We start from the raw sequence: 24,133 nt of genomic DNA, 5'->3' as shown, positions 1-24,133 counted from the left end.
TTCGCCCATATCGGGGCGATTATGCCCTGCGACAGACTCGACCTGTCGAGTTAATTGGTTGAATTTATATTATAAAACAATAAGTTAATCAGGGTCTAAATGCAGCGCTTGAGCGGTTGACTCAAAGCCTGCTGCGCCGTAGCAATGCGTCAACGTCAGCAAGGGGTAATTTGCGCGTGACCGACCCAAACCAAAAAGACAGCATGCAGCGTCTAGAGGAGCGGATCGAGGCGGCCCGAAAGGCTCAGGCACCCAAGCCCCGCGTTGACGAGCACTATTCGGCGGCCAATCTGGCATGGCGCATGGTGATAGAATTAGTGGCCGGTCTTGGGATTGGCTTTGGCATCGGATACGGGCTTGACCTGTTGTTGGGAACACTCCCGATTTTCATGGTGCTGTTTACAATGTTGGGTCTCGCGGCCGGTATCAAGACGATGCTGCGCAGCGCCAAAGAGATCCAGGAAGAACATATGGCCGAAGCGGCCGAGAACGACGAGAGGGATTGAACGTGGCAAGCGAAGAACACGCAGCAGAGTCAGGCGGCCTGGTATTCCACCCGATGGATCAGTTCATTGTTAAGCCTCTTTTTGGCGGCGATGCGATCCATTGGTACACCCCCACAAACGTCACTTTGTGGATGGCTCTTACGGTTGTTGCCGTTATCGCGCTGATGGTGCTGGGCACACGTCGTCGTGCCATCGTACCAAGCCGCGGCCAGTCGGTTGGTGAGCTTGCATACGGGTTTGTATACAAGATGGTTGAAGATGTGGCCGGCAAAGATGCGGTCAAGTTCTTCCCTTATATCATGACGCTGTTCATGTTCATTGTGATGGCCAACTTCCTTGGTCTGTTGCCGATGAGCTTTGCCACAACATCGCATTTTGCCGTGACCGTGGTTTTGGCGCTGGCCGTGTTCCTGACAGTGACCATCGTGGGTTTTGTCAAGAATGGCGCTGCGTTTCTGGGTCTGTTCTGGGTCTCAAGCGCGCCTTTGGCATTGCGCCCGATTTTGGCACTGATCGAAGTGATCAGCTATTTCGTGCGCCCCGTCAGCCACAGCATTCGTCTTGCCGGTAACATCATGGCGGGTCACGCCGTTCTGAAAGTTTTCGCAGGCTTTGCCGCGATCGCAGTGGTCAGCCCGCTGTCGGTTGTTGCAATCACCGCAATGTATGGTCTTGAGGTCCTCGTGGCCTTTATCCAGGCCTATGTCTTTACCATTCTGACCTGTGTTTATCTGAAAGATGCGCTGCATCCTTCGCACTAAGGTCTGAACTCTCACACAGTCTATTTAACTTCCAACGTAAGGAGATACACTCATGGAAGGTCAACTCGCACACATCGGCGCAGGTCTCGCAGCAATCGGTTCCGGCGCAGCCGCAATTGGTGTTGGTAACGTTGCAGGCAACTACCTTGCAGGCGCTCTGCGCAACCCTTCGGCAGCTGCTTCGCAAACTGCCACTCTGTTTATCGGTATCGCATTTGCAGAAGCACTGGGCATCTTCTCGTTCCTGGTTGCTCTTCTGCTGATGTTCGCTGTCTAAGCCAACTGGAATTATCCTTACGTGCGGGTGTGGGCGTTATATAACGCCCCGCCCGTGATCTAACGGAAGTTCCCAGGAGGACGACATGGCGACCGAAACGCACGAAGCCGCAGGCCACGCTGCTGAGGCAGCCTCTGCACCGGGCATGCCGCAGCTCGACTTTTCGAACTGGGGCAACCAGATTTTCTGGCTTTTGATTACGCTTGGCGTGATCTACTTCGTCCTGTCGCGCATCGCGCTACCGCGCATCGCTGCGGTTCTGGCCGAGCGACAGGGGACAATTACGAATGACATTGCCGCAGCTGAAGAGCTGAAGGCAAAGGCAGTTGAAGCGGAAGAAGCTTATAACAAGGCTCTTGCAGATGCCCGCGCAGAAGCGCAGGCCATCGTTGCCAAGGCCAAGGCCGATATTCAGGCTGATCTGGATATTGCGACCGAAAAAGCTGACGCTGAGATTTCCGCCAAGGCGGCTGAATCGGAAAAGGCAATTGCCGAAATCCGGGCTGGCGCGCTGGAAAGTATCAAAGAAGTGGCCAACGCCACCGCTGTTGAAGTTGTGTCTGCCCTGGGCAGCGCGGCGGAAGAAGCGGATGTGACAGCCGCCGTCGATGTTCGGATGAAAGGGTAAGCGGATGCGTAAACTGACGATTATAGCTGCCCTGATCACCGCAAGCCCGGCATTTGCCGCAAGCGGTCCGTTCTTTTCGCTGCACAACACCAACTTTATCGTGACGCTGGCATTCCTGCTGTTCGTTGCTGTTCTGTTTTACTTCAAAGTGCCCGGAATGCTGGGTGGTATGCTGGACAAGCGTGCCGAGGGAATTCAGTCGGATCTGGACGAAGCACGTTCGCTGCGCGAAGAGGCCCAGACTGTTCTGGCGTCTTATGAGCGCAAGCAAAAAGAAGTGCAGGAACAGGCAGACCGGATTGTTGAGCATGCCAAGACAGAGGCTTCGGCCGCTGCAGAGCAGGCTAAGCAAGACCTTGCCGCATCGATCACACGCCGTCTGGCGGCCGCTGAGGATCAGATTGCGTCTGCTCAGGCGAGCGCAGTCAAAGAAGTTCGGGATCAGGCCATTGTGGTTGCCATTGGCGCCGCACGTGACGTGATTGCCAAGCAGATGACTGCGGCCGATGCCAACAAGCTGATCGAAGCTGGTATTGCTGACGTGGATGCCAAGCTGCATTAAGCAAGGCATACAAAAAGACTGAACAAACCCGGCCGAATGAGCCGGGTTTTTTCGTTTTGAAGCGAGTTTATTTCCAGCTTTCGCAGGCTTCGGGGTCTGCGAGGCAGTCTTCTACCACCTCCTTGACGGCTCCCCCCTCATAGGTTTCAACCCGGGTCATTTCTTCGAGCTCGTCGTAGTAATACCAAACGCCGGTCATACGGCCGAGATCGTCATACGCGCTTTCCAGCCTTAGGGTGCCGCTTGGGTAGTAATAATACCACGAGCCAACGCGTTGCCCTTTGGAATGTTGACCGCTTTCCACCTTGCTTTTGCGCGGGCCATTTTCAACCAGTTCATCCACAGGCGTCAGCGGGCCGGGAAAGTGGTAACGAACGTGATCTCCGTCAGGCACACCATTTTTGAAAGACGTTACGGTGTCGATGCTGCCATCGACGGCATAATAGGTGATCGAAACGCCATCATAGGTGCCCAATCGGTAATTGACCTCGGTTGTTTTTGTGCCGTCTGCGGCCCAGCTGGTCCACATTCCCTGGCGTTTGCCCGCAATGTGTTTGCCATGAATTGAGGGCTGCAGGGGTTCGGCTTCGTGATAGCCGGTAAATTCGCCGGTAAATTCATTATATTCAAACGTCGTTTCATATTCGGGCAGGCCGCTTGGGTAATACTGTATCGCGGCGCCGTGTTTCTGGTCTGCGTAATAATCGATTTCGCTGGCCAGATTGCCATTTGGGTACCATTTCTCCCATGGACCGAACCGTTGGTCCGACTTGTATTCGCCCGTTTCATCGGTGCTGTTTTCCGCGTTGTCATAGGCAGTCAGAGCGGAGCCGTGTTTCAAGCCTTTGCGAAAGGTGAGCTTTCTCTTGACCGGAGTCTTGCCGGCTTCTGTCGTCGTATAATACTCGGTCATCTCGCCATCGAGTTGCCCGCGGACATAGTTGATCTCGGCTTGTTTTTGGGCATTCGGAAAGTATTGAATCCATAGCCCGTCTGCTTTGCCGTTCTTGTACTGACCTTTTTCCTTCAGGATATTGCCATCACCTTCATAGAACGTGCTGTGTGGGCCATGCAGCTGACCATCTTTGTATGTCGATTCAACCGCCACCTTTTGGTTGGGATGATAGACCGCGGACAATCCATGTCGGACGCCTTTGTGAAATTCGGTGATTTCAAAGAGGCGCTTTTCGTCATCGCTCCATCTTTCGGCCGTTCCATGCATTTTGCCCTGATCGTCATATTGCGCGTTCCAGATGTCGGCGCTGGTCGCGCCCGGCAAGGCAAAAACAAAGAAAACGCAAATTCTGATAAGCGAAGTCGACATGACCCAATCCCCTTTGATGACTGCGGTTCCAAGCCTACAACAGGATGCCAAAATTCCCAATGTCGCCGAAAATTGCGCGAAACGGCTTGTTTACTGCCCTGTTGTCGCCAGATTTTCGTGGTTTAGCGGAGAAAACGAGAATTCTACGCGAGGTCCAAAGACATGCGGATGTTTATTACTTTGGCAGGTGCGCTTGCCCTGATCGGATGTGGCAGCAGCACAACCACTGTTTCAACCAAGTCAGCAGAGGTCGCCCCGCAAGAGGTGTTCCGGATCAAAAACACGCTGGCGGAACAAACCGGAGATCCCGGCGCGGCCAAATTCCAGAATGTTTATGTCGCTGATCTGAGCAATGGCGACCGGGTGTATTGCGGGCAAATGAGCTTTGTCGACCAACAGGGCGGGCTGACCGGGTTCACACCGTTTTACCTGCGCCAGCGCGGCGAGGTGGTTAAGGCGATCAACTGGCTTGAGCACAGCGCGGAGTTTTCCTCGCAAAAATGCGCCGAGGCGCGGTCCGGTGCTTTGCGCATCAACGACGTTTAGCGCACAGGTTCAAACAGCGCGTCTTTGAGAGAGCAATCCCGGATCACGTCGCGCCCACACGGGACCGGGTCAAGGTCCTTGGACAAACACACACGGGCTTCCTGAATGTAACCGCCGCGGCAGGTGATGGTGAGCATATCCGGCTCAAGGCGCGGGTTTTCTTTGAGAAACGCCTGTTCGACCACGGATGCAGGCAGGCGTACGGGTTTTTCGAGGCTGCGAAACACCGTCGGGCGGGTGATCGCGTCATAGGCGCGCCGGGCGGTGGCAAAGTAGTCTTGCGATGACAGGCCGGAGCAGCGTCCATGTTTTTTCCACTGATACCAGGCGAGCCCGGAGGTGCCCATGATGTCGGCCATTGCATTGGTCTGTGAGCGGGACGGGTTGCGATATGTGGTTGGGCAGTGCGAGGGCCAGCCCCTGTGGAACTGTGGCCACAGCCCGTGCAGCACCCATCCGTGATCGTGGCGTGGGTCGCATTGCGGTGAGTTTTTCGCGTCCCCTTCAATGGCGCACCAGTTGGCGGACCAGCTGAGCGCCAGAACGTAATAGTCAAATTCACCGGCCCGGTCGCCTTCGGCATGCGCCGGAGCCGACATCAAGGCGGTGAGAAGCAGGATTTTTAGCGCGCGCATTCACTCTTTCCTTATGCGTTGGATGCTACTATATAGGCCCGAAGTTCCCCGACAACGGAAACCCGCACCTCGCCAAAAGGTGCCGCCTGCAAAGTCAGGCAACGGGGAAGATTTGTGTTAAGGAGAAGTGCAAATGACGAAATTGCTGCACCCCAAAGCAACCGCCGTATGGCTGGTGGACAACACCACGATCAGCTTTAAGCAGATCGCGGATTTTGTTGGTATGCACGAGCTGGAAATTCAGGGCATTGCGGATGGCGATGTCGCGGCGGGCGTCAAAGGGTTTGACCCGGTTGCCAACAACCAGTTGGTTCAGGGTGAATTGGACACGGCGGAAAACAATCCGCTTTATAAGATGAAGCTGAAATTCAACGCGGCTGCTCAGGGCGAAGAAAAACGCCGTGGACCACGCTATACGCCGCTGTCCAAGCGTCAGGACCGGCCTGCATCAATCCTGTGGCTGGTCAAGTTCCATCCCGAGCTGAGCGATGGTCAGATTGGCAAGCTGGTGGGCACCACCAAGCCGACCATTCAGGCAATTCGCGAGCGCACGCACTGGAATATTTCCAACATTCAGCCGATTGATCCGGTGGCGCTGGGACTGTGCAAACAATCCGAGCTGGATGCGGTTGTGCAGAAAGCCGCTGCGAAGAAAGCCGCCGAGGGTGAAGTGATGAGCGATGACGAGCGCCGCAAGCTGGTGTCGACAGAGCAATCGCTGGAAATGGACGCAGAGCCTAAGATTCCGACAGCCATCGAAGGCCTGGAAACGTTCAGCTTGAGCGATGATGACGACGACGAGGATAAGCGGTCCAAAGAAGACTACTCGGACGCCGAAAGCTTCTTTAACCTGCCGGGTGATGAAGACGAGGAAGAACAGCCCCGCTGAGGCTGGTCTTGTCGAGAGATTGAAAAGACCGTCCCATGTGGGGGCGGTCTTTTTTTGTTGTGCTGTCCGGGTCGCGTGCCGCGCCTTTGGCGCGGCCGGGCCCAACACTTTTGGGCTGCATCTTTGATGCAGTTAAAAGGGGCGGGAGCGTTCGCTGGCCGGGTCAGAGTTGTTTTCGGGCCGTGAGGGCCGCGCTGATGGTGCCTTCATCGAGGTAATCCAGTTCGCCCCCCACCGGGACGCCCTGCGCCAGAGAGGTTAGGCGCACGTGATCTTCTAACTGGTCGGCGATGTAATGCGCGGTGGTCTGGCCATCGACAGTGGCGTTCAGCGCGAGAATCACTTCGGTGATGCCTTCGCTTGCCACACGATCAATCAGGCGCGGGATTGAGAGGTCTTCGGGGCCAACGCCTTCCAATGCCGACAAGGTGCCGCCCAGAACGTGATACCGTCCCTTGAAGACATCCGCGCGTTCCATGGCCCAAAGATCAGAGACGTCTTCAACCACGCACAGTTCGCCTGTGGTGCGTTTCTCTGCTGAACAGATGTCACAAATATCGGTGGTGCCGACATTGCCGCAGTTCAGGCATTCGCGTGCGGTGACGGCGACCTGTTGCATGGCGTCCGCAAGCGGGGTCAACAGCAAGGCGCGTTTGCGGATCAGGTGCAGCACGGCACGCCGGGCCGAGCGCGGGCCAAGCCCGGGCAGCCGCGCCATCAGGTCGATCAGATTGTCGATTTCGGAACTGCTCATGTCGTTGCCCCGGCTGGTTTTTTGCTTATGTGACCGTGTCCGGTCTGACCCCTGGAATTTGAGTATTTATAGCAAAATGAAGGGGCAGGGGCGCAAGATCAGAATGGCAGTTTGATATCTGCTGGTAAGCCGAGGCTTTCGGTGATCTTACCAAGCTCTTCCTGAGACCGTTCGCTGGCTTTGTTTTGCGCGTCTTTGATGGCGGCCAGAATCAGGTCTTCGACCACTTCTTTGTCGTCGCCGTTGAAGATCGAGGGATCAATATCCAGCGCTTTGAGCTCGCCTTTGGCTGAGGCGGTGGCTTTGACCAGCCCGGCGCCGCTTTCACCGACAACCATGATGCTGTGCAGTTCATCCTGCATTTCGGTCATCTTGGATTGCATATCCTGGGCCTGTTTCATCATTTTGGCCATGTCGCCAAGATTGCCTAAACCTTTGAGCATTGTCTTCTCCAGCGGTGTCTGAGTGTCTGACGTTTAAATACGGTGCGCGGGTCTTGCGTACAAGGTGGGGATCACAAATCAAGCGTGCCTTCGATCAGAATATTGACGGCGCCGCCGATCAATACCTGACCGGGGCGGGCCGGATCGCAGCGATATTCGACCCGTCCGGTGCGCCCGATGGCTGTGCCCTGGGCCGCGATAGCAGACCCTTGCAGACGGTTTTCTGACAAGAGCCAGCAGGCAATGGCGGCATTCAGAGAGCCGGTGATCGGGTCTTCGGACATACCGCTGGACGGGGCGATATTGCGGGCCTCGAAGTCACATTCTGATCCGGCGGGATGCGCGCCAAACAGCGCCAGTCCGGCATGGTCAGGCCAGTGCACCCGAGCGGCATCGGCAGCAAGCACGTTGGCGGCGCTGGCGAGTTCGAACAATTGCCATTTGGGGCCATTGTCGAGCGTGACGGCAGATTTTACACGGGTCGGGTCAATGTCGAGCGCGTCCAGAAGGCGGGTCTGTTCGGTCTCGGGCATCGCGGCGACGTCGGTGGGTGGCGAGACAAAAGCGGGTACGGAACCGGTCAGGTCGATGTCGACAAGGCCGATGGCACATTCCTGACGCACCAGTCCGGGGGTTTGGGGGCTGTGACCCGCGTGCAGCCAGGCCATGCAGCTGCCTAATGTGGGATGTCCGGCAAAGGGCATTTCGCGTGCCGGGGTAAAAATGCGCACGCGGTAGTCGGCGTTTTCATCCGTCGGGCGCAACAGAAATGTGGTTTCGGCCAGGTTGGTCCAGGCGGCAAAACGCTGCATGTCGGTGTCGCTCATGCCTTCGGCGTCGACCACAACGGCCAGACCATTGCCAAGTGTGGGTGTTGCGGAGAACACGTCTGTCTGTATGAACCGGCGTTGCACCATGTCTAATCCTCTTCGAAGGGATCCCATTCGCCTTCGACCTCGGGCAGGGCTTCGGCCTGTGCTTCGGCGGCGATGTCCTGTTGTGTTTTGATCTCGGTGATTTTGGCTTTGGGGAAAGCCATAAGAACCGCCTGAACCATCGGGTGGTCCATTGCATCCGAACGCAGGGCGTTTTCCGCAGCGTCGCGTATTTCTGCGATGGTGTCGCCGCCGCCTTCGTTGACCAGCGTGACGGCCCAGCGGTTGCCGGTCCAGCCTTGCAGGCGTTGGCCCAGCCGTTGTGCCAGATCAGGGGGCGCGTTTGGGGTTGGGACAAATTCGATGCGGCCGGGTTGATAGCTGCCCAGACGCAGACAGGTTTCAACTTCGACCAGCAGTTTCACGTCGCGCTTTTTGCGGATCAGTTCGACAACATGATCAAAGGTGGCATAGCGGGCCAGTGCCTGTTCGTTGGCAACTGCCAATGCGGTCACAGTGCCGGATGATGATCCACCCGGGGCTGTTGAGGGGCGCGGCGAAGATGCGAGCGCCATAGGTGAACCGCCGCCGCCACCGCCAGAGGGCGTACCACCGCCGGGCGTGGGTGCGGGCGGTTGCGGCGTGTTTTGCAATTTGCGCACCAGTTCCTCGGGCGAGGGCAGGTCGGCCACATGGGTGAGGCGGATGATCGCCATTTCGGCGGCCATCATAGCATTTGGTGCGCCTGCAACTTCGTCCAGCGCTTTGAGCAGCATCTGCCACATGCGGGTCAGTACGCGCATGGGCAATTTTTCGGCCATGGATTGGCCTCGGGCGCGTTCATCCGGCGACACGGTTGGATCTTCGGCCGCTTCCGGGGTGATCTTTACGACGCTGACCCAATGGGTGATCTCGGCCAGATCGCGCAGCACAGCCAGCGGATCGGCGCCATCGGCATATTGCGATGACATTTCATTGAGTGCGCCGCCTGCATCGCCGCGCAGGATCATATCGAACAGGTCAAGCACGCGGCCCCGGTCGGCCAGACCGAGCATGGCGCGGACCTGATCGGCGGTGGTTTCACCGGCGCCGTGCGAGATTGCCTGATCCAGCAGGGATTGCGCATCGCGGGCCGAGCCTTCGGCGGCGCGGGTGATCAGGGCCAGCGCATCATCGGCAATATCGGCGCCTTCGGCCGTGGCGATGCGCCGCAACATGGTGATCATGACTTCGGGTTCAATGCGGCGCAGGTCAAAACGCTGACATCGTGAGAGGACCGTGACCGGAACTTTGCGAATCTCGGTGGTCGCAAAGATGAATTTGACGTGGGCGGGGGGCTCTTCCAGCGTTTTCAGCAGCGCGTTGAACGCGCTGTTGGAGAGCATGTGCACCTCATCGATAATGTAGATTTTGTAGCGGGCTGATGCGGCGCGATAATGCACCGAATCAATGATCTCGCGGATGTCATTCACCCCGGTGCGTGACGCCGCATCCATTTCCATGACGTCGACATGGCGGCCTTCCATGATGGCCACGCAATGTTCGCACTGACCGCAAGGGTCTGTAGTGGGGCCAGAGCCGCCATCCGGGCCGATACAGTTCATGCCTTTGGCAATGATGCGCGCGGTTGTGGTTTTGCCGGTGCCGCGGATGCCGGTCATGATAAAGGCTTGCGCGATCCGGTCTGCTTTGAACGCGTTGCGCAATGTGCGCACCATGGCGTCCTGACCGATGAGGTCGGCAAAGGTTTCGGGGCGGTATTTGCGCGCAAGAACCTGATAGGCGTTGTCCGGAGTATCGCTCATAATGGGCCTTTGTCGGGATTCGTCAGATCAGCCAAAGCCTAAGGGCCGCTGGCAGTGAGGTCTACCGCAGATGCGGTTCAAAGCGGACAATCTGACGGGACAGCGAAACGTGATGGGCGCAGGAAGATGCCGATTGAGGGCTGAGAGGGAGGCGGGCGATGATGGTGATTGCTGAGATCAAGGCCGGGGGTGGTGTTTTGGGCATTTGTCCGGCCCCGGGGCGGCAAGGCGACTATGCCGGTGATCTTGGGATTGTTACGGGATGGGCCCCGGTTTTGGTGCTGAGCATGACCGAGCCGCAAGAACTGGTGGAACTGGGTGCAGAAGAGTTCGCGGGCGATCTGGCGCGGAATGGGATCGGCTTGGAAGCCTTGCCGATAAAGGATTTTGGTGTCCCGGGTGATGCCGTTCTGGCGCGTTGGCCTGAGGTCTCCAAGGGTGTTCGGGCGGCTTTGGCAACCGGTGGCCGGGCGTTGGTGCATTGCCGGGGCGGGTGCGGCCGGTCGGGAATGGCGGTGCTGCGTTTGATGATCGAGATGGGCGAGGCACCTGAGGCAGCGTTGGCGCGATTGCGTGCGGCGCGTCCCTGTGCCGTTGAGACCGATGCACAGAAAACATGGGCGTTTGCCGGTTAATGCCTGCAATTCGGGGTGCCGGAAACGAATAAGGCCGCTGCGGGTGCAGCGGCCTCAAATTCGATAAAGTCCTGAGACTTAGTTATCCAGGCTGTCCAGATACGCGATCAGGTTAGCACGATCAGCAGGCTTTTTCAGACCCGAGAACGACATTTTGGTACCTGGTGCGAAACCTTTTGGGTTGGCCAGGAAATGGTCGAGGTTTTCAGGTGACCAGGTGTCAGCCACAGCTACCAGTTTGCCCGAATAGCCAAACCCGGCAACCGAACCGACCGGACGATCGACAACACCATAAAGATGTGGACCTGTTGCATTGGCACCGTCTTCCAGCTTGTGGCAGGCTTTGCACTTGCTGAACACTTTCGCGCCTTTGCCAAGGTCTGCTTCGGCGATCAGCTCGTCGAGGCTGGGGCCTTCTTCGGCTTCGGCGTCGCCATGATCGTCGCCGCCTTCTACTTCGATCACATAGGCCTGCTGATCATGGCCATCGCCATGGCCGCTGGGACCCGTGTGGTAAATTTCTTCGGCGGCCCATGCGCCGAGCAGGTAAATCAGCAGAGCGCCACAGAAGGCACCCAGGACTTTCGTCATTGTCATCGTGTCGAACATGCTACGTTTCCATCTCGTGGCGTTTGCCGGGTATCTATCCGCTTCCCCTAAGCGAACGCAAGGTATAGTTACCGCGACCAATCGCCCGATGGGTGAGAAACAGGACGGAACATCAACAAATGACCAATCGTATCGCTTTTCAGGGAGAACCCGGGGCCTATTCGCATGAGGCCTGTCAGGACGCTTATCCAGATATGGAAGCTGTGCCGTGTCAGTCGTTTGAGGATGTGATTGGCGCTGTGCGGCGCGGCGATGCGGATCTGGCGATGCTGCCGGTCGAAAACTCGACCTATGGGCGGGTTGCGGACATTCACCGTCTGTTGCCCGAAAGCGGGTTGCACATTGTCGATGAAACATTTGTTCGGGTGCGGATTTGTTTAATGGCGATGCCCGGTGTTGCGTTGGAAGATGTGGCATCCGTTCGTGCGCATTTGGTGTTGCTGCCGCAATCTGTCAATTTTTTGAAAATGCACGGAATTCAGGGCATTTCCGCGGCAGACAGCGCGGGTGCAGCGCGTGAACTGGCGGAAAGCCGGGCCGTTCATGAGGGTGTGCTGGCCTCGTCGTTGGCTGCTGAAATCTATGGGCTGAATGTGTTGGCGTCGGATATCGAGGACCATGGCCACAACACGACGCGATTTGTCATCATGTCACGCGAACCGGATGTCAGCCGACGTGGTGAGAGCGTGATGCGAACCACGTTTGTCTTTGAAGTGCGCAATATTCCGGCAGCTTTGTACAAAGCGATGGGTGGGTTCGCGACAAATGGCGTGAACATGACCAAGCTGGAAAGCTATATGGTGGACGGGTCGTTCACGGCGACCCGGTTTTATGCGGATATCGAGGGACACCCGGATGACGCCCCAGTGCGTCGCGCGCTGGAAGAGTTGGCCTATTTCACCAATTCTCTGAATATTCTGGGAGTCTACCCTGCGTCGCCGCGTCGTAATCTCTGAGCCTGATCAGGCCATTTTGGAGTAGCGGTCTTCCATGTCGCGCCCCAATGCGGTGATGCGTTTGTCCAGACGGTTGGTCAACGTACCGCGCGCCAGTTTAAGCGATTGCACCAGCAGGCGGGCCGACAAAGTGTTGGCCTTGAGACCGGACCAGACGTTGAGCCGTGTGCGCGAGCGCGACAGCGCAACCAATTCGAATTTGATATCGGCGTTGATGCCTTGCGCGACAGCTTTCAGCTGGATTTCATTGGGGCGCTCAAAATTTGTGACTTCCAACTGCATTGCGCGGGCTTTGCCGCGAAACGTGAACCCGACGTCCCAGCGTGCACCAACGCCCGGGCGCGACAGGTCATCCATACGGCTGACTTCTGCGCCACGTCGCAGTGCGGCCCGCTCAAACTGTTCAAAATCAGAAATCATTTCAAAGGCTTGTTCGATCGGGACGTCTATGTCTTCTCTGGATGTGAATTCCATTGCTTACTTACCTCTGGTCCCTGATTACCTGACTGAAAGTATTGTCGCCTCAATCCAGCCGGTCTGCAAGCCAGTTGCGCAAGATGAAATGTGCAATTGAACCTTTTCTCGCAGGATTGAGAAACGGGTGTGTGCCGGCAAATGCCTGCATGATATCTTCGCGTGAGACCCAGAGGGCGTCGTCAAGCTCATGTTTGTCGACGGTGATATCGTCGTTGAGTGCCGTGCCGCGGCAGCCAAACATCAGGTTAGAGGGAAATGGCCAGGGCTGGCTGGACAGGTATTCCACTATGCCCACTTCGATACTGGCTTCTTCCAAAACTTCGCGCCGCACCGCCGCTTCGAGCGGTTCGCCCGGTTCGACAAATCCAGCCAACAGCGAATACATCCCCTCGGGCCACGCCGGAGAGCGGCCCATCAACACCTTGTTGCCATGGGTGATCAGCATGATCACAACCGGATCGGTGCGCGGGAAATGAGAGGTGTTGCAGGCCGGGCAGTCACGTTGCCATCCTGACATCGCCATTCGGCTTTCGTGACCACAAGCCGCGCAGAAACGGTGGGATGTGTGCCAGCCAAATATCGCGCGGGCGGTGGCGGCTAGTTCTGCGTCACGTGCGGACAGGCGCGCCATGACGCCGCGCAGTTCAGCAAACTGATGGTCTTCGGGCAGCGCAGGATGATGTTGCAGACTGGCGTCAAAGAAGAGCTTCAGGCTTTCGCTGTCGAGATTATCCGGCTCCCAGCCAGACACGTCTTTTGCAAAACAGGCTCCCTGTGAATCGCGGCCCAGAAAGATGGGCGGGACCTTGGTGTTGTCAAAAAGCGCATGATCCATGGGCAGATACGCCAGCGCATTCAAATCATCGCCCGCACATAAGGGTTTACCGCGCCAAAGCGCGATGGCCCGGCTGGCCGGCGCCTGTAAGAGCGCCGCCATGGCGTCTTTGTCGCCCCGGATTTCTGCGGCGCGATCCAATGCTGATCCGCCAAAGGTGACTGTTTCCGCGTGTTTCATGAAATTCTCCTGCGGCAGGATTGCCAGTTCAGGCTGAGAGAGGCAATCAAAAGATTGATAAGCCAAATGGGGAATGTTGCTGTAAATCATCTCTTTAAAGTTGAATCATATATATTGGTTTCGGGTCTTGCGTGGAGACACGAAAGCAAGGTGTAACCTAGTAGTACCGACAGTATTTAAGATTTTTAACTGTAATAAATGACAGGTTTTTCGTGACTGAAAATGACTCGAGCGGTATGGAATTTGACCGGCTGCACCTGACAATACTGGCAACAAGCGACGTGCATGCACGGGTGTTGTCGTATGATTATTTCGCGGATGAGCCCGCAGAATCCGGGTCTTTGGCGCGGTTGGCCACCTTGATCGAGCAGGCGCGTAAAGAGGCAGGTGCCGTTTTGTTGGTGGACAACGGTGACTTTTTGCAAGGATCGCCATTGGGGGACGTGCATGTACCGTTGGCACCCGAGCTAAATCATCCGGTGATTGCGGCGATGAACGTGCTGAAATATGATGCGGTCGCTTTGGGCAATCACGAATTTGACTTGAAGCCTGCCGATCTGGGTCACGTACTTGGGCAGGCCCACATGCCATTATTATGCGCCAATCTGGTCCCTGTTGGTGGGGCGCAGAACCCGTATTCAGGTATGTGGCAAGACACGATGATATTGCCGGTGCCGGTGACGACAGCAGATGGTCGTGAGCATTCCTTAAAGGTTGGGGTTTTCGGGGTTTTGCCGCCGCAGGTCGTGATGTGGGACCGGCTGCGCGTTGGGGATAAGCTAGCGGCGATGGATATGGTGGTGGCTGCAAAAGCCGCTGTAGGCAAACTAAAGGGGCAAGGCGCAGATATTGTCGTGGCCATGGTCCATTCCGGGATTTCCAGCGAAACCTATGTGTCCGGGATGGAGAATTCGGCAGTGCATATTGCCGCGCTGGAGGATGTGGATGTGTTGGTAACAGGGCACACGCACAAGGTATTTCCCGGAGGGGATCATCCAGCGCATCCAGAGATTGATGCTGTCACGGGCCGGTTGCATGGCAAACCCGCCGTGATGCCGGGCGCTATGGGGTCACATCTGGGGCGCATTGATCTTGACCTGAAACGGACCGCGACAGGCTGGAGTGTTGGCGCGCATCAGGTAACCGTTTTGCCCGCGTTGGGCGCGCCGGAACACCCGGATATCCTTGAGGCGATTGCACCGGCCCATGCGCGCACGTTGTCTTCGACGCGTGAAATTGTGGGGGATTTGAAGGCACCGGTACAGTCCTATTTCGCAATGATAGAGGACGATCGGTCGGTGCGATTGGTTGCTGAAGCTAAGCTGGCCCATGTGAAAAATGGCATTGCAGGAACTGAGTTTTCTGATTTTCCGGTACTTGCCTCGGTGGCCCCGATGAAATGTGGTGGCCGGTCTGGGGGGCGCCATTATACGGATGTTGCCGCTGGCCGGATTGCGCGGCGTGCGGTGGCGGATATGCAGTATTATCAGAACCATCTGAGTGTTCTGAAGCTGACCGGCGCACAGGTTCTGGAATGGCTTGAGATGTCGGCAAGCCTTTATCGTCGGTTGGTTCCGGGACGTCAGCGACAGGTTTTGTTCGAAAGAGATGTGCCTGCGTATAATCGCGAGGCGATCTATGGGCTTTCATATGAGATCGATTTGACCCAACCGGCGCGATACGATGACCTTGGGCATATGCGGGACGCGGGCGCGCATCGGGTATGTGGCGCACGTTTTGAGGGTGCACTGCTTGACCCCACGCAATGGTTTTTACTGGCGAGCAATGAATATCGCGTCGGAGGAGGCGGGTATTATCCGGGGGCGTATCCGCAAAATCAGATACCTTTTCCACCGGTCGGCGTGCGTGAGATATTGCTGGAGCATCTGACGCACACTGGCAGAGGTACGTCCGGTAATATTCCTTCGTGGCGGTTCAGACCTGTCGCGGATACGATTGTTGAGTTTGAAACCGGTGTTGGTGCGTTGACGCATCCTTTGCCGAAACATGTGCAGATTCGGGGTGCAGCGACATCCGATCCTGATTTTGTCCGATTTCAATTGGATTTGAGCGGGCACAGCGCATCTGAGTGACTTGCAAAGCTTTGTGCACGTGTCTATATCACCGCTTGAGAGGTTGGCGCGGGCATGCGCCTCGCCAACTCGGTCAGATCCGGAAGGAAGCAGCCGTAACGAGCCCCGCTTGGGTCGTTGTCCAGCCTCTCACCAAAATCCCCTGAAAAACCTTCCATCTTTGGCCGTTGCGTGTCGTTATCGGCTGCGCACGACGTTTTCACACGTTGTTGACGCAATCCGAACTTGAATGTCAGGCGTATGCACCATTAGCTTACCAACACAAAAACAAGTGCGAACACGCCTAATCGCAGGAGAGGCCACATGACCGAAAAGACCTTTAAAATCGCCGGACCGATGTTTGATCGCCGCGGCGCGTTACGTCTTATGGGGGCAAGTGCAGCTGTTTTCGGTGCCGGGTCAGGTGGTCGGTTTGCAATGGCCAGCGAAGGTGACGACATTATTCGGTCGCACGGGTATTCGTTTTTTGGCGATCTGAAGTATCCCAAGGATTTCCCGCATTTCGATTATGTGAACCCAAATGCGCCGAAGGGTGGCGAGATTACCCTGAGCACGCGCGGATCGTTTGACGGGTTCAACCGATGGGCATGGCGTGGCAATCCGGAAACCAGTTCGGGCATTGTTGGCGAAGCGATGTTTGGCGAAATGCCATGGGGCGGCGGGTTGCCGGCGGATTCGATCACAGACAGCTACTGTCTGATCGCGCGCGAGGTGGAATATCCCAAAGACAAAACATGGTGTGTGTTCCACATGCGCGACGATGTGGTGTTCCGCGATGGCTCTCCGGTACGCGCGCAGGATGCTGCCTTTACACATAACCTGTTCCTGGAGCAGGGCATCCGGTCGTTTGCGCGCTCGGTCAAAGAGCGGATCGAAGCCGTCGAGGTCGTTGATGACCACACGCTGAGATACAAGTTTGTTGACGGCATTTCGCGCCGCTCGCTTGTCAGCCAGGTGGGGGGCACCCCGATCTTCTCAGAGAAATGGTACGCGGAAACTGGTGAACGGCTGGACGAACCTTCGGTGATGTCGCCAATGGCATCGGGGCCGTATCAGGTGGGTGATTATGAATTTAATCGCTACGTGGTGTATGAACGGAACCCCAATTATTGGGGCTGGGATCACCCGGCCAATATTGGGCGCCACAACTTTGATCGTGTGCGTATTGAGTATTTCTCGGACGCGACCGCCGAGTTCGAGGCCTTTAAGGCGGGAGTTTATACGTTCCGCTCAGAAGGATCGACCAAGCGGTGGTCGACCGGATATGATTTCCCGGGTGTTGAGCGCGGTGATGTCATCAAAGAAGCGCTGCCGGATGGCACCGCGCCCAACAACAGCGGTGTGATTTTCAACACGACCAAAGCGCCCCTGGATAACCGCACGGTGCGCCATGCGTTGTCTTTGGCGTTCAACTTTGAATGGACGCGCGAGTCGTTGCAATATGACCTGACCACACAGATCAATTCGTTTGTGCAGGGGCAGGAATGGGAGGCCAAAGGCGTTCCAGAAGGCGCGGAACTGGCGCTTTTGCAGTCGCTTGGCGATGTGGTGCCGCCAGAGATGCTGAGTGAACCGGCGGTGATGGCGCACACGTCCAATGCCTCGACCCCGGTTGACCGGCGCAACAAGCGCACGGCGTTGCGGCTGTTGGCGGAGGCCGGTTGGCAGGTGAATGATGCGGGCAAGCTGGTGGATGAGAACGGCCAGCAGATGTCACTGGATTTTCTGGTTATTTCAAGCTGGGACGACACCCGTCTGGCAAGCATCGAAACCTATGTGAAGACGCTGGAAAACTGGGGTATTCAGGTGAAGGCCGACAAGGTGGACAGCGCGCAGGGACAGCAGCGGTTCCTCGATAAGGCTTATGATCTGATCCATACGCGTATCCTGTCATTCTCAGCAGCAGGCACCGGATTGCGACAGCTGTTTGGATCAGAAACCGCAGTGGTTTCGTCCTACAACCCGTCCGCATTGCGCAGCCCGATGGTGGATGCAATTATTGACGCCGCGTTGGGCACCAGCTCGCGCGAAGAAGAAGTCGTCGCGCTGACGGCGCTGGATCGGGCGTTACGCTATGAGCGCGTGATTGTTCCGGGTGGGTTCGTGCCGGAAAACTGGGTGGCGTATTACAACATGTATGAACGACCCGCAGAATTGCCACCGCTTGCGGTTGGGGTGCTGGATTTCTGGTGGCTCAATGAAGAGAAACAACAGGCGCTCAAAGCCTCTGGCGCTTTGAGGTAACGATTCTTGGGCGCTTACATACTCCGAAGACTATTGCTTGTGATCCCGACATTGCTTGGGATGATGATTATCAACTTTACGCTGGTGCAGTTTGTGCCGGGCGGTCCGATCGAACAGATACTGGCCCAGATGCAGGGCGAGGGAGATGTGTTTTCGGGCTTTGCCGGGGGCAATGACGAAGTCGCGGAAGAGACCTTTGGGTCCGACAGCGAATATCTGGGCGCGCGCGGTTTGCCTAAGGAATTCATTGAAGAACTGGAGAAAGAGTTCGGCTTTGACAAGCCGCCGCTGACCCGGTTTCTGAATATGATGGGCAACTATCTGACGCTGGATTTTGGCGAGAGTTATTTCCGAAAAATTTCCGTGGTGGATCTGGTGTTAGAGAAAATGCCGGTCTCTATTACGCTTGGGCTTTGGTCGACGTTGATTGCCTATCTCGTGTCGATCCCGCTGGGTATTCGCAAGGCGGTCAAAGACGGATCGACCTTTGATACATGGACGTCTGGTGTGATTATCGTGGCGTATGCGATCCCCGGTTTCCTGTTTGCGATCATGCTGTTGGTTCTGTTCGCAGGCGGTACATATTGGCAGATATTCCCGCTCAGGGGTCTGACATCGGACAATTTCGAAAGCCTGACATTTGTTGGCAAGGCGCTGGATTATGTCTGGCACATCGCACTGCCGGTGATTGCGTCGACCATTGCGGCCTTTGCCACGTTGACACTTCTGACCAAGAACTCGTTTCTGGATGAGATCAAGAAACACTATGTCATGACCGCACGTGCCAAGGGATTGAACGAACGTCAGGTGCTGTATGGACATGTGTTCCGCAATGCGATGCTGATCGTGATTGCCGGTTTTCCGGCGGTGTTCATCGGGGTGTTCTTTGGGGGATCGGTGCTGATCGAGACGATCTTTTCGCTGGACGGTCTGGGGCGGCTTGGGTTTGAGGCCGCCGTGGCGCGGGATTACCCGGTGATCTTTGGCACCTTGTTTATCTTTGGCCTAATCGGCCTCGTGGTGGGGATCCTGTCGGACCTGATGTATGTGATCGTTGATCCACGGATTGATTTTGAGCGGAGGGAAGGCTGATGGCGTTGTCTCCTCTGAACCAGCGCCGCTGGCGCAATTTCAAACGCAACCGGCGTGCGCTTTGGTCGTTGATCATTTTCACGATCACATTCGGGTTGTCGTTGTTTGCCGAAGTATTGGCGAATGACCGTCCGATCCTGCTGAGCTATCGGGGTGAGATCTTCGCGCCGGTGTTCAAGTTTTATCCTGAAACCGCGTTTGGCGGGGATTTCAAAACCGAGGCCGATTATGGCGACCCGGTTGTGCAATGTCTGGTTGCCACGGGTGGGATCGAGACCTGTTTTGACGAACCCGAAGAGATACTGGAACAAGTGAAGGCAGGCAGTTTTGCCGAGGATGGGTTTGAAAAGGGCTGGGCGCTTTGGCCGCTGATCCCCTACAGCTTTGACACGCCGGTCAACCGGCCGGGGGCCGCGCCGTTGCCGCCCAATGGGCAGAACTGGCTGGGCACGGATGACCGTAAACGCGATGTTCTGGCACGGGTTATCTATGGCTTCAGACTGTCGATATTTTTCACTTTGATCGTGACCACATTGGCAAGCGTTGTTGGCATTGTCGCCGGGGCAATACAGGGCTTTTTCGGCGGCAAGACCGATTTGATTTTCCAACGTGTGATCGAGATATGGGGCGCGACGCCAAGCCTTTATGTGATCATCATCATGTTCGCCATTCTGGGGCGCAGTTTCTGGTTGCTGGTGCTGTTGACGGTGCTGTTTGGCTGGACCGCGCTGGTGGGCGTGGTGCGCGCAGAGTTCTTGCGGGCGCGCAATCTGGAATATGTGCGGGCCGCGCGGGCGCTGGGTGTCAGCAACAGGGTGATCATGTTCCGGCATATGTTGCCCAACGCGATGGTGGCCACGGTGACGATGCTGCCGTTTATTGTCACCGGTACGATCAGCACGCTGGCTGGGCTTGATTTTCTTGGGTTTGGGTTGCCGTCATCGGCACCTAGTCTGGGCGAGCTGACATTGCAGGCTAAGCAGAATCTGCAGGCGCCGTGGCTGGGGTTCACCGCCTTTTTCGCCTTTGCCATTATGCTGTCGCTGCTGGTGTTTATCTTTGAAGGCGTGCGTGACGCGTTTGATCCCAGAAAGACCTTTTCATGAGCATTCTCGAAGTCAAAAACCTGAATGTCGGGTTTCGTCAGGACGGGCAGGTTGCCGCAGCGGTCAAGGGCGTGTCCTTTAGCGTGGATCGCGGCGAGACCGTGGCGTTGGTGGGCGAGTCCGGGTCGGGTAAATCTGTGACTGCGCTGAGCACGGTGTCATTGCTTCCGGCCAGCGCCGAAGTGTCCGGATCTGTGACCTATGACGGGCAGGAGATGATCGGCGCGTCAGACGGCCGTTTGCGCGATGTGCGCGGCAACGACATTTCCTTTATCTTTCAGGAGCCAATGACCTCGTTGAATCCCCTGCACACGCTGGAAAAGCAGCTGGAGGAAAGCCTGGCTTTGCATCAGGGCATCGTCGGGGATGCCGCGCGAAAGCGGATCATTGAATTGATGGAGAAAGTCGGCATTCGGGACGCCGAGAGCCGTCTTGGTGCTTATCCCCATCAGTTGAGCGGTGGACAGCGCCAGCGGGTGATGATTGCCATGGCTTTGGCCAACAAGCCCGACATTCTGATTGCGGACGAGCCGACAACCGCGTTGGACGTGACCATTCAGGCGCAAATTCTGGAACTGCTGGCAGAGCTGAAATCCTCGGAAGGTATGGGGCTGCTGTTCATCACCCATGATCTGGGCATCGTGCAGCGCATTGCCGACAAGGTTTGCGTGATGAAAGACGGCGAAATTGTCGAAGCTGGACCTGTGGCCGAAATTTTTGCCAACCCAAGGCATGAATATACCCGCAAACTGCTGAGCGCGCGCGCCGTCGGGGCGCCTGATCCGGTAGCAGCCGACGCGCCGGTTGTGGCCAAAACTGATGGGCTAAAGGTATGGTTCCCAATTCAGCAGGGGTTTTTCAAGCGCACGGTGGGCCATGTCAAGGCCGTCAACGACGCAACCATGGATGTGCGTGCCGGCGAAACGCTGGGCGTGGTTGGGGAAAGCGGATCTGGTAAAACCACCCTTGCGCTGGCGGTCATGCGGCTGATCTCATCCGAAGGCGGGATCACCTTTGACGGGCAGGATGTGCGCAGTTGGTCAACGCGCGAGCTACGCAATTTACGCAAAGACATGCAGATCGTTTTTCAGGACCCGTTTGGATCGCTGAGCCCGCGCATGACCTGTGAACAGATCATCGCCGAAGGGCTGGGCGTGCACGGCACTCCGGATGGGCGCGATACGCGCACGCTGGTGGCCGAAGTGATGGAAGAGGTCGGGTTAGACCCCGCGACGATGGATCGGTATCCGCATGAGTTTTCCGGGGGGCAACGGCAGCGGATCGCGATTGCGCGGGCGATGATCCTGCGACCCAAGCTGGTGGTTCTGGACGAGCCGACCTCGGCGTTGGATATGACGGTGCAGGTGCAGATCGTTGACCTGTTGCGCAACCTTCAGCGCAAATACGGGCTGGCCTATCTGTTTATCAGCCACGATTTGCATGTGGTGCGGGCGATGAGCCACAAGATCATGGTGATGAAAGCCGGGGATGTTGTGGAGCAAGGCGATGCGCGCACGGTGTTTGAGACACCCGGCACAGAATATACGCGCGAATTGCTGTCGGCAGCGCCTGATCTGCGATCGGCAGGTTAATTCCGGCGCTCAGGCTGGTCGTTCAAAGTGGAAAACAAAAACACGCGCCACCAGGAGCGCGTGTTTTTTCATTCAGATGTTCGCCAAACCTCAGATCGCTGAGCTGTGTGCGGTTTTGGGGTGGTCATAGGCGTCAAATGCGCGGGCCACCATACGTGTCAGTGGGCGCACCTCTGGCGGAATAAAGAGACCATCAGGGCCGAGCGTCAGGACATCGGGGAATTGTGTCATGACGTCGTTGTACATCGCCGTCAGATCCGCGCGGGAGATGTCAAAGGTGTCGACGATTTCGGCAGTGTCGATCCGGAAATCGCACATCAGAGCCTCGATCAGGCGTGATCGCATTTTGTCTTCGCCCTTGAAGACGTGACCGCGCGAGGTCGAATAGCGATTGTCACGAACGGCTCCGGTATGGACCGAAGTTGCAGGTGCGTTTTGCGCGAAGCCCTGGGGGAAGCGCGCAATCGAAGAGGCGCCGACACCAATCAGCACATCGGCCTGATCGTCGGTGTAGCCCTGAAAGTTACGACGCAGCGTGCCGTTTTTAAGCGCTACGGACAGGCCGTCTTCTTTGGTGGCGAAATGGTCGATTCCGATTTCTTCGTAATTGTCCCACATGAACAGTTTGCGCGCAGTTTCAAACAGCGCCAGCCGTTCCTGCGGGGTGGGCAAAGCGTCGGACGGAATCATCTGTTGGCGTTTGGCCATCCATGGCACATGCGCATATCCATAAAGCGCAACCCGATCCGGGGAGAGCGACAACAGCTTTTGTACGCTTTCGGTGATTCTGGCCTGAGACTGGTGTGGCAGACCAAAGAGAATGTCGGCGTTCAGGCTTTTGACACCATGCGAGCGAATCGCTTCGACCGCGTCGCGGGTTATTTCATAGCTTTGGATGCGCCCGATTGTCTTCTGGATTTCATCGTCGAAGTCCTGAACCCCGATAGAGGCCCGGTTCATGCCGGCCGCAGACAAAACGGACAGACGCGCATCGTCGATTTCGTTCGGGTCAATCTCAACCGAGAATTCGCCACCTTCAGCCATCTGTGCGACGTCAAAAATGGCACCTGCCAGATCTTCCATCATAGCCGGTTCCAGCAGTGTTGGCGTGCCGCCGCCCCAATGCAGGCGAGACAGAGTTACGCCTTCGGGCAAATCCTTCTTAAGATGCGCCAATTCCTGTTTGAGGGTCTCGACATAGGCTGCAACCGGAGAGGCGCTGGCGGTGCCTTGGGTGCGGCAGGCGCAGAACCAACAAAGTCTGCGACAGAACGGCACATGCACGTAAAGCGAGACTTGCGATCCGGTGGGTATTGCGCGAATCCACGACGCATAAATGTCCGGGGTGACGTCATTGTTGAAATGCGGCGCCGTCGGGTAGCTGGTGTAGCGGGGCACTTTTGCGTCGAATAGCCCCAGCTTTGCTAATTGTGTTTTCGTTTCCATGGAATTATTCTTAATAGTAACCTGTCAGGGACCTCCTTGACCCAGATCAAGCGCGAACATGAACAAGCTCAACGTCGAATCCATCCACGTTTCGCAGGATTGCGGAAGTTGTCCGATCAAGCATCGGGCTGTTTGCGCCCGCTGTCAGCCCGATGAATTAGAACAGCTGGAAGGTATAAAATACTATCGCAGCTTTGAAGCTGGACAGACGGTGATCTGGTCAGGTGACCGCATGGATTTTGTGGGCTCGGTTGTTTCAGGCATCGCGTCGTTGACGCAGACCATGGAAGACGGCCGCACCCAGATGGTGGGGCTGTTGCTGCCCAGCGATTTTGTCGGGCGCCCGGGGCGGATGACGGCCGCCTATGATGTGGTGGCGACAACCGATCTTGTGATGTGTTGTTTCCGCAAGAAACCTTTTGAACAGATGATGGAAGACACTCCGCATCTGGCACAGCGTCTGTTGGAAATGACATTGGACGAGCTGGATGCGGCACGCGAATGGATGCTGGTGCTTGGGCGCAAGACGGCGCGCGAAAAAATCGCCAGCCTGTTGTCGATCATTGCCCGGCGCGATGCATCGCTGAATTTGCAGGGTGTGCAAGACCTTTTGGTTTTTGATCTGCCGCTGACCCGCGAAGCGATGGCGGATTATCTGGGGCTGACGCTGGAAACCGTGAGCCGCCAGATGTCGGCCCTGAAACGCGACGGCGTGATCAAGCTGGAAGGCAAACGCCACGTGACCATCCCCGATTTTTCACGCTTGCTGAACGAAGCGGGCGACGATGCTGATGGCGGTGTGATGGTTTAAGCGTCACATGACATTCCCAAAAAGCGGATCGTTGCAGAACGGTCCGCTTTTT

Annotated in this window: 25 protein-coding genes and 1 other RNA gene; 16 read left to right on the top strand and 10 right to left on the bottom strand. The window is 56.6% G+C overall.

The annotated features are described in order from the left end of the window. Window positions 1-176 precede the first annotated feature (176 nt). The 5 genes from ABJI08_RS19640 to ABJI08_RS19620 all read left to right on the top strand — a co-directional run bounded on the left by ABJI08_RS19640 (window position 177) and on the right by ABJI08_RS19620 (window position 2,734). The gene (locus ABJI08_RS19640; protein ID WP_348403552.1) at window positions 177-506 is read left to right on the top strand and encodes an AtpZ/AtpI family protein; all 330 of its coding nucleotides are present in this window, start codon (window positions 177-179) and stop codon (window positions 504-506) included. Between the two features lie 2 nt (window positions 507-508). Continuing rightward, the gene (locus ABJI08_RS19635; RefSeq protein ID WP_348403551.1) at window positions 509-1,267 is read left to right on the top strand and encodes a F0F1 ATP synthase subunit A; all 759 of its coding nucleotides are present in this window, start codon (window positions 509-511) and stop codon (window positions 1,265-1,267) included. 52 nt (window positions 1,268-1,319) lie between these two features. After that, a complete protein-coding gene (locus tag ABJI08_RS19630) occupies window positions 1,320-1,544 on the top strand; it encodes a F0F1 ATP synthase subunit C (RefSeq protein WP_022572950.1) in 225 nt (74 codons plus the stop codon). 85 nt (window positions 1,545-1,629) lie between these two features. After that, on the top strand, window positions 1,630-2,172 hold the full coding sequence (locus tag ABJI08_RS19625) for a F0F1 ATP synthase subunit B' (protein ID WP_348403550.1): 543 nt from the start codon (window positions 1,630-1,632) through the stop codon (window positions 2,170-2,172). 4 nt (window positions 2,173-2,176) lie between these two features. After that, entirely contained in the window at window positions 2,177-2,734 is a 558-nt protein-coding gene (locus ABJI08_RS19620; RefSeq protein ID WP_348403549.1) for a F0F1 ATP synthase subunit B, read from the top strand. Window positions 2,735-2,801: 67 nt separating this feature from the next. Here the strand turns inward: ABJI08_RS19620 and ABJI08_RS19615 are convergent, their stop codons facing one another. Beyond that, complete coding sequence (locus ABJI08_RS19615; protein ID WP_348403548.1) at window positions 2,802-4,058, bottom strand: toxin-antitoxin system YwqK family antitoxin; 1,257 nt, start codon at window positions 4,056-4,058, stop codon at window positions 2,802-2,804. Between the two features lie 168 nt (window positions 4,059-4,226). Between ABJI08_RS19615 and ABJI08_RS19610 the strand changes: the two genes are divergently transcribed. After that, window positions 4,227-4,604: a hypothetical protein gene (locus ABJI08_RS19610; protein WP_348403547.1), complete on the top strand. Its 378-nt coding sequence runs from the start codon at window positions 4,227-4,229 to the stop codon at window positions 4,602-4,604. On the opposite strand, the gene ABJI08_RS19605 is transcribed toward ABJI08_RS19610, so the two are convergent. Then, a complete protein-coding gene (locus ABJI08_RS19605; RefSeq protein WP_348403546.1) occupies window positions 4,601-5,239 on the bottom strand; it encodes a ribonuclease T2 in 639 nt (212 codons plus the stop codon). The genes ABJI08_RS19610 and ABJI08_RS19605 overlap by 4 nt on opposite strands. Before the next feature lie 133 nt (window positions 5,240-5,372). Here ABJI08_RS19605 and ABJI08_RS19600 point away from each other — a divergent pair, with 133 nt between their 5' ends. Then, window positions 5,373-6,128 carry a DUF1013 domain-containing protein gene (locus ABJI08_RS19600; RefSeq protein WP_348403545.1) on the top strand — a complete coding sequence of 252 codons (756 nt, stop codon included), beginning with the start codon at window positions 5,373-5,375 and terminating at the stop codon, window positions 6,126-6,128. A gap of 163 nt (window positions 6,129-6,291) precedes the next feature. Here the strand turns inward: ABJI08_RS19600 and recR are convergent, their stop codons facing one another. From recR to ABJI08_RS19580, 4 genes are all read right to left on the bottom strand, one after another. Then, complete coding sequence (recR, locus tag ABJI08_RS19595) at window positions 6,292-6,882, bottom strand: recombination mediator RecR (RefSeq protein ID WP_348403544.1); 591 nt, start codon at window positions 6,880-6,882, stop codon at window positions 6,292-6,294. 98 nt (window positions 6,883-6,980) lie between these two features. Next, window positions 6,981-7,325 carry a YbaB/EbfC family nucleoid-associated protein gene (locus ABJI08_RS19590; RefSeq protein ID WP_348403543.1) on the bottom strand — a complete coding sequence of 115 codons (345 nt, stop codon included), beginning with the start codon at window positions 7,323-7,325 and terminating at the stop codon, window positions 6,981-6,983. A gap of 71 nt (window positions 7,326-7,396) precedes the next feature. Next, window positions 7,397-8,242 carry a PhzF family phenazine biosynthesis protein gene (locus ABJI08_RS19585; RefSeq protein WP_348403542.1) on the bottom strand — a complete coding sequence of 282 codons (846 nt, stop codon included), beginning with the start codon at window positions 8,240-8,242 and terminating at the stop codon, window positions 7,397-7,399. 2 nt (window positions 8,243-8,244) lie between these two features. After that, a complete protein-coding gene (locus tag ABJI08_RS19580) occupies window positions 8,245-10,005 on the bottom strand; it encodes a DNA polymerase III subunit gamma/tau (RefSeq protein WP_348403541.1) in 1,761 nt (586 codons plus the stop codon). A gap of 158 nt (window positions 10,006-10,163) precedes the next feature. On the opposite strand from ABJI08_RS19580, the gene ABJI08_RS19575 reads away from it, so the two are divergent. Beyond that, complete coding sequence (locus tag ABJI08_RS19575; protein ID WP_348403540.1) at window positions 10,164-10,640, top strand: protein phosphatase; 477 nt, start codon at window positions 10,164-10,166, stop codon at window positions 10,638-10,640. Between the two features lie 78 nt (window positions 10,641-10,718). On the opposite strand, the gene ABJI08_RS19570 is transcribed toward ABJI08_RS19575, so the two are convergent. Next, window positions 10,719-11,249 (bottom strand): cytochrome c family protein, encoded by a 531-nt coding sequence (locus ABJI08_RS19570; protein WP_348403539.1) that lies wholly within the window; start codon window positions 11,247-11,249, stop codon window positions 10,719-10,721. Between the two features lie 119 nt (window positions 11,250-11,368). Here ABJI08_RS19570 and ABJI08_RS19565 point away from each other — a divergent pair, with 119 nt between their 5' ends. Next, a complete protein-coding gene (locus ABJI08_RS19565) occupies window positions 11,369-12,205 on the top strand; it encodes a prephenate dehydratase (protein ID WP_348403538.1) in 837 nt (278 codons plus the stop codon). Window positions 12,206-12,211: 6 nt separating this feature from the next. On the opposite strand, the gene ABJI08_RS19560 is transcribed toward ABJI08_RS19565, so the two are convergent. Further along, window positions 12,212-12,679: an SRPBCC family protein gene (locus ABJI08_RS19560; RefSeq protein WP_348403537.1), complete on the bottom strand. Its 468-nt coding sequence runs from the start codon at window positions 12,677-12,679 to the stop codon at window positions 12,212-12,214. 49 nt (window positions 12,680-12,728) lie between these two features. Beyond that, window positions 12,729-13,697, bottom strand: coding sequence for an NAD(+) diphosphatase (nudC, locus tag ABJI08_RS19555; RefSeq protein WP_348403536.1), 969 nt, complete (start codon window positions 13,695-13,697; stop codon window positions 12,729-12,731). 212 nt (window positions 13,698-13,909) lie between these two features. Between nudC and ABJI08_RS19550 the strand changes: the two genes are divergently transcribed. The 6 genes from ABJI08_RS19550 to ABJI08_RS19525 all read left to right on the top strand — a co-directional run bounded on the left by ABJI08_RS19550 (window position 13,910) and on the right by ABJI08_RS19525 (window position 21,824). Continuing rightward, the gene (locus tag ABJI08_RS19550; RefSeq protein ID WP_348403535.1) at window positions 13,910-15,790 is read left to right on the top strand and encodes a bifunctional 2',3'-cyclic-nucleotide 2'-phosphodiesterase/3'-nucleotidase; all 1,881 of its coding nucleotides are present in this window, start codon (window positions 13,910-13,912) and stop codon (window positions 15,788-15,790) included. Between the two features lie 36 nt (window positions 15,791-15,826). Then, window positions 15,827-15,925, top strand: an RNA gene (gene ffs / locus ABJI08_RS19545) — signal recognition particle sRNA small type. Window positions 15,926-16,093: 168 nt separating this feature from the next. Then, window positions 16,094-18,034, top strand: a complete 1,941-nt coding sequence (locus ABJI08_RS19540; protein WP_348403534.1) for an extracellular solute-binding protein — start codon at window positions 16,094-16,096, stop codon at window positions 18,032-18,034. Between the two features lie 6 nt (window positions 18,035-18,040). Then, complete coding sequence (locus tag ABJI08_RS19535; protein ID WP_348403533.1) at window positions 18,041-19,126, top strand: microcin C ABC transporter permease YejB; 1,086 nt, start codon at window positions 18,041-18,043, stop codon at window positions 19,124-19,126. Then, window positions 19,126-20,232: an ABC transporter permease gene (locus ABJI08_RS19530; protein WP_348403532.1), complete on the top strand. Its 1,107-nt coding sequence runs from the start codon at window positions 19,126-19,128 to the stop codon at window positions 20,230-20,232. The genes ABJI08_RS19535 and ABJI08_RS19530 overlap by 1 nt, the downstream gene beginning before the upstream one ends. Next, window positions 20,229-21,824 carry an ABC transporter ATP-binding protein gene (locus ABJI08_RS19525; RefSeq protein WP_348403531.1) on the top strand — a complete coding sequence of 532 codons (1,596 nt, stop codon included), beginning with the start codon at window positions 20,229-20,231 and terminating at the stop codon, window positions 21,822-21,824. The genes ABJI08_RS19530 and ABJI08_RS19525 overlap by 4 nt, the downstream gene beginning before the upstream one ends. Before the next feature lie 90 nt (window positions 21,825-21,914). Here the strand turns inward: ABJI08_RS19525 and hemN are convergent, their stop codons facing one another. Then, complete coding sequence (gene hemN / locus ABJI08_RS19520) at window positions 21,915-23,270, bottom strand: oxygen-independent coproporphyrinogen III oxidase (protein WP_348403530.1); 1,356 nt, start codon at window positions 23,268-23,270, stop codon at window positions 21,915-21,917. A 58-nt stretch (window positions 23,271-23,328) separates the two neighbouring features. Here hemN and ABJI08_RS19515 point away from each other — a divergent pair, with 58 nt between their 5' ends. Further along, window positions 23,329-24,081 (top strand): Crp/Fnr family transcriptional regulator, encoded by a 753-nt coding sequence (locus ABJI08_RS19515; protein WP_348403529.1) that lies wholly within the window; start codon window positions 23,329-23,331, stop codon window positions 24,079-24,081. Window positions 24,082-24,133: the final 52 nt, after the last annotated feature.

Source organism: Shimia sp. (assembly GCF_039969785.1).
Taxonomy (GTDB): Bacteria; Pseudomonadota; Alphaproteobacteria; order Rhodobacterales; family Rhodobacteraceae; genus Shimia.
This window is presented reverse-complemented; position numbering and strand designations above follow the sequence as displayed.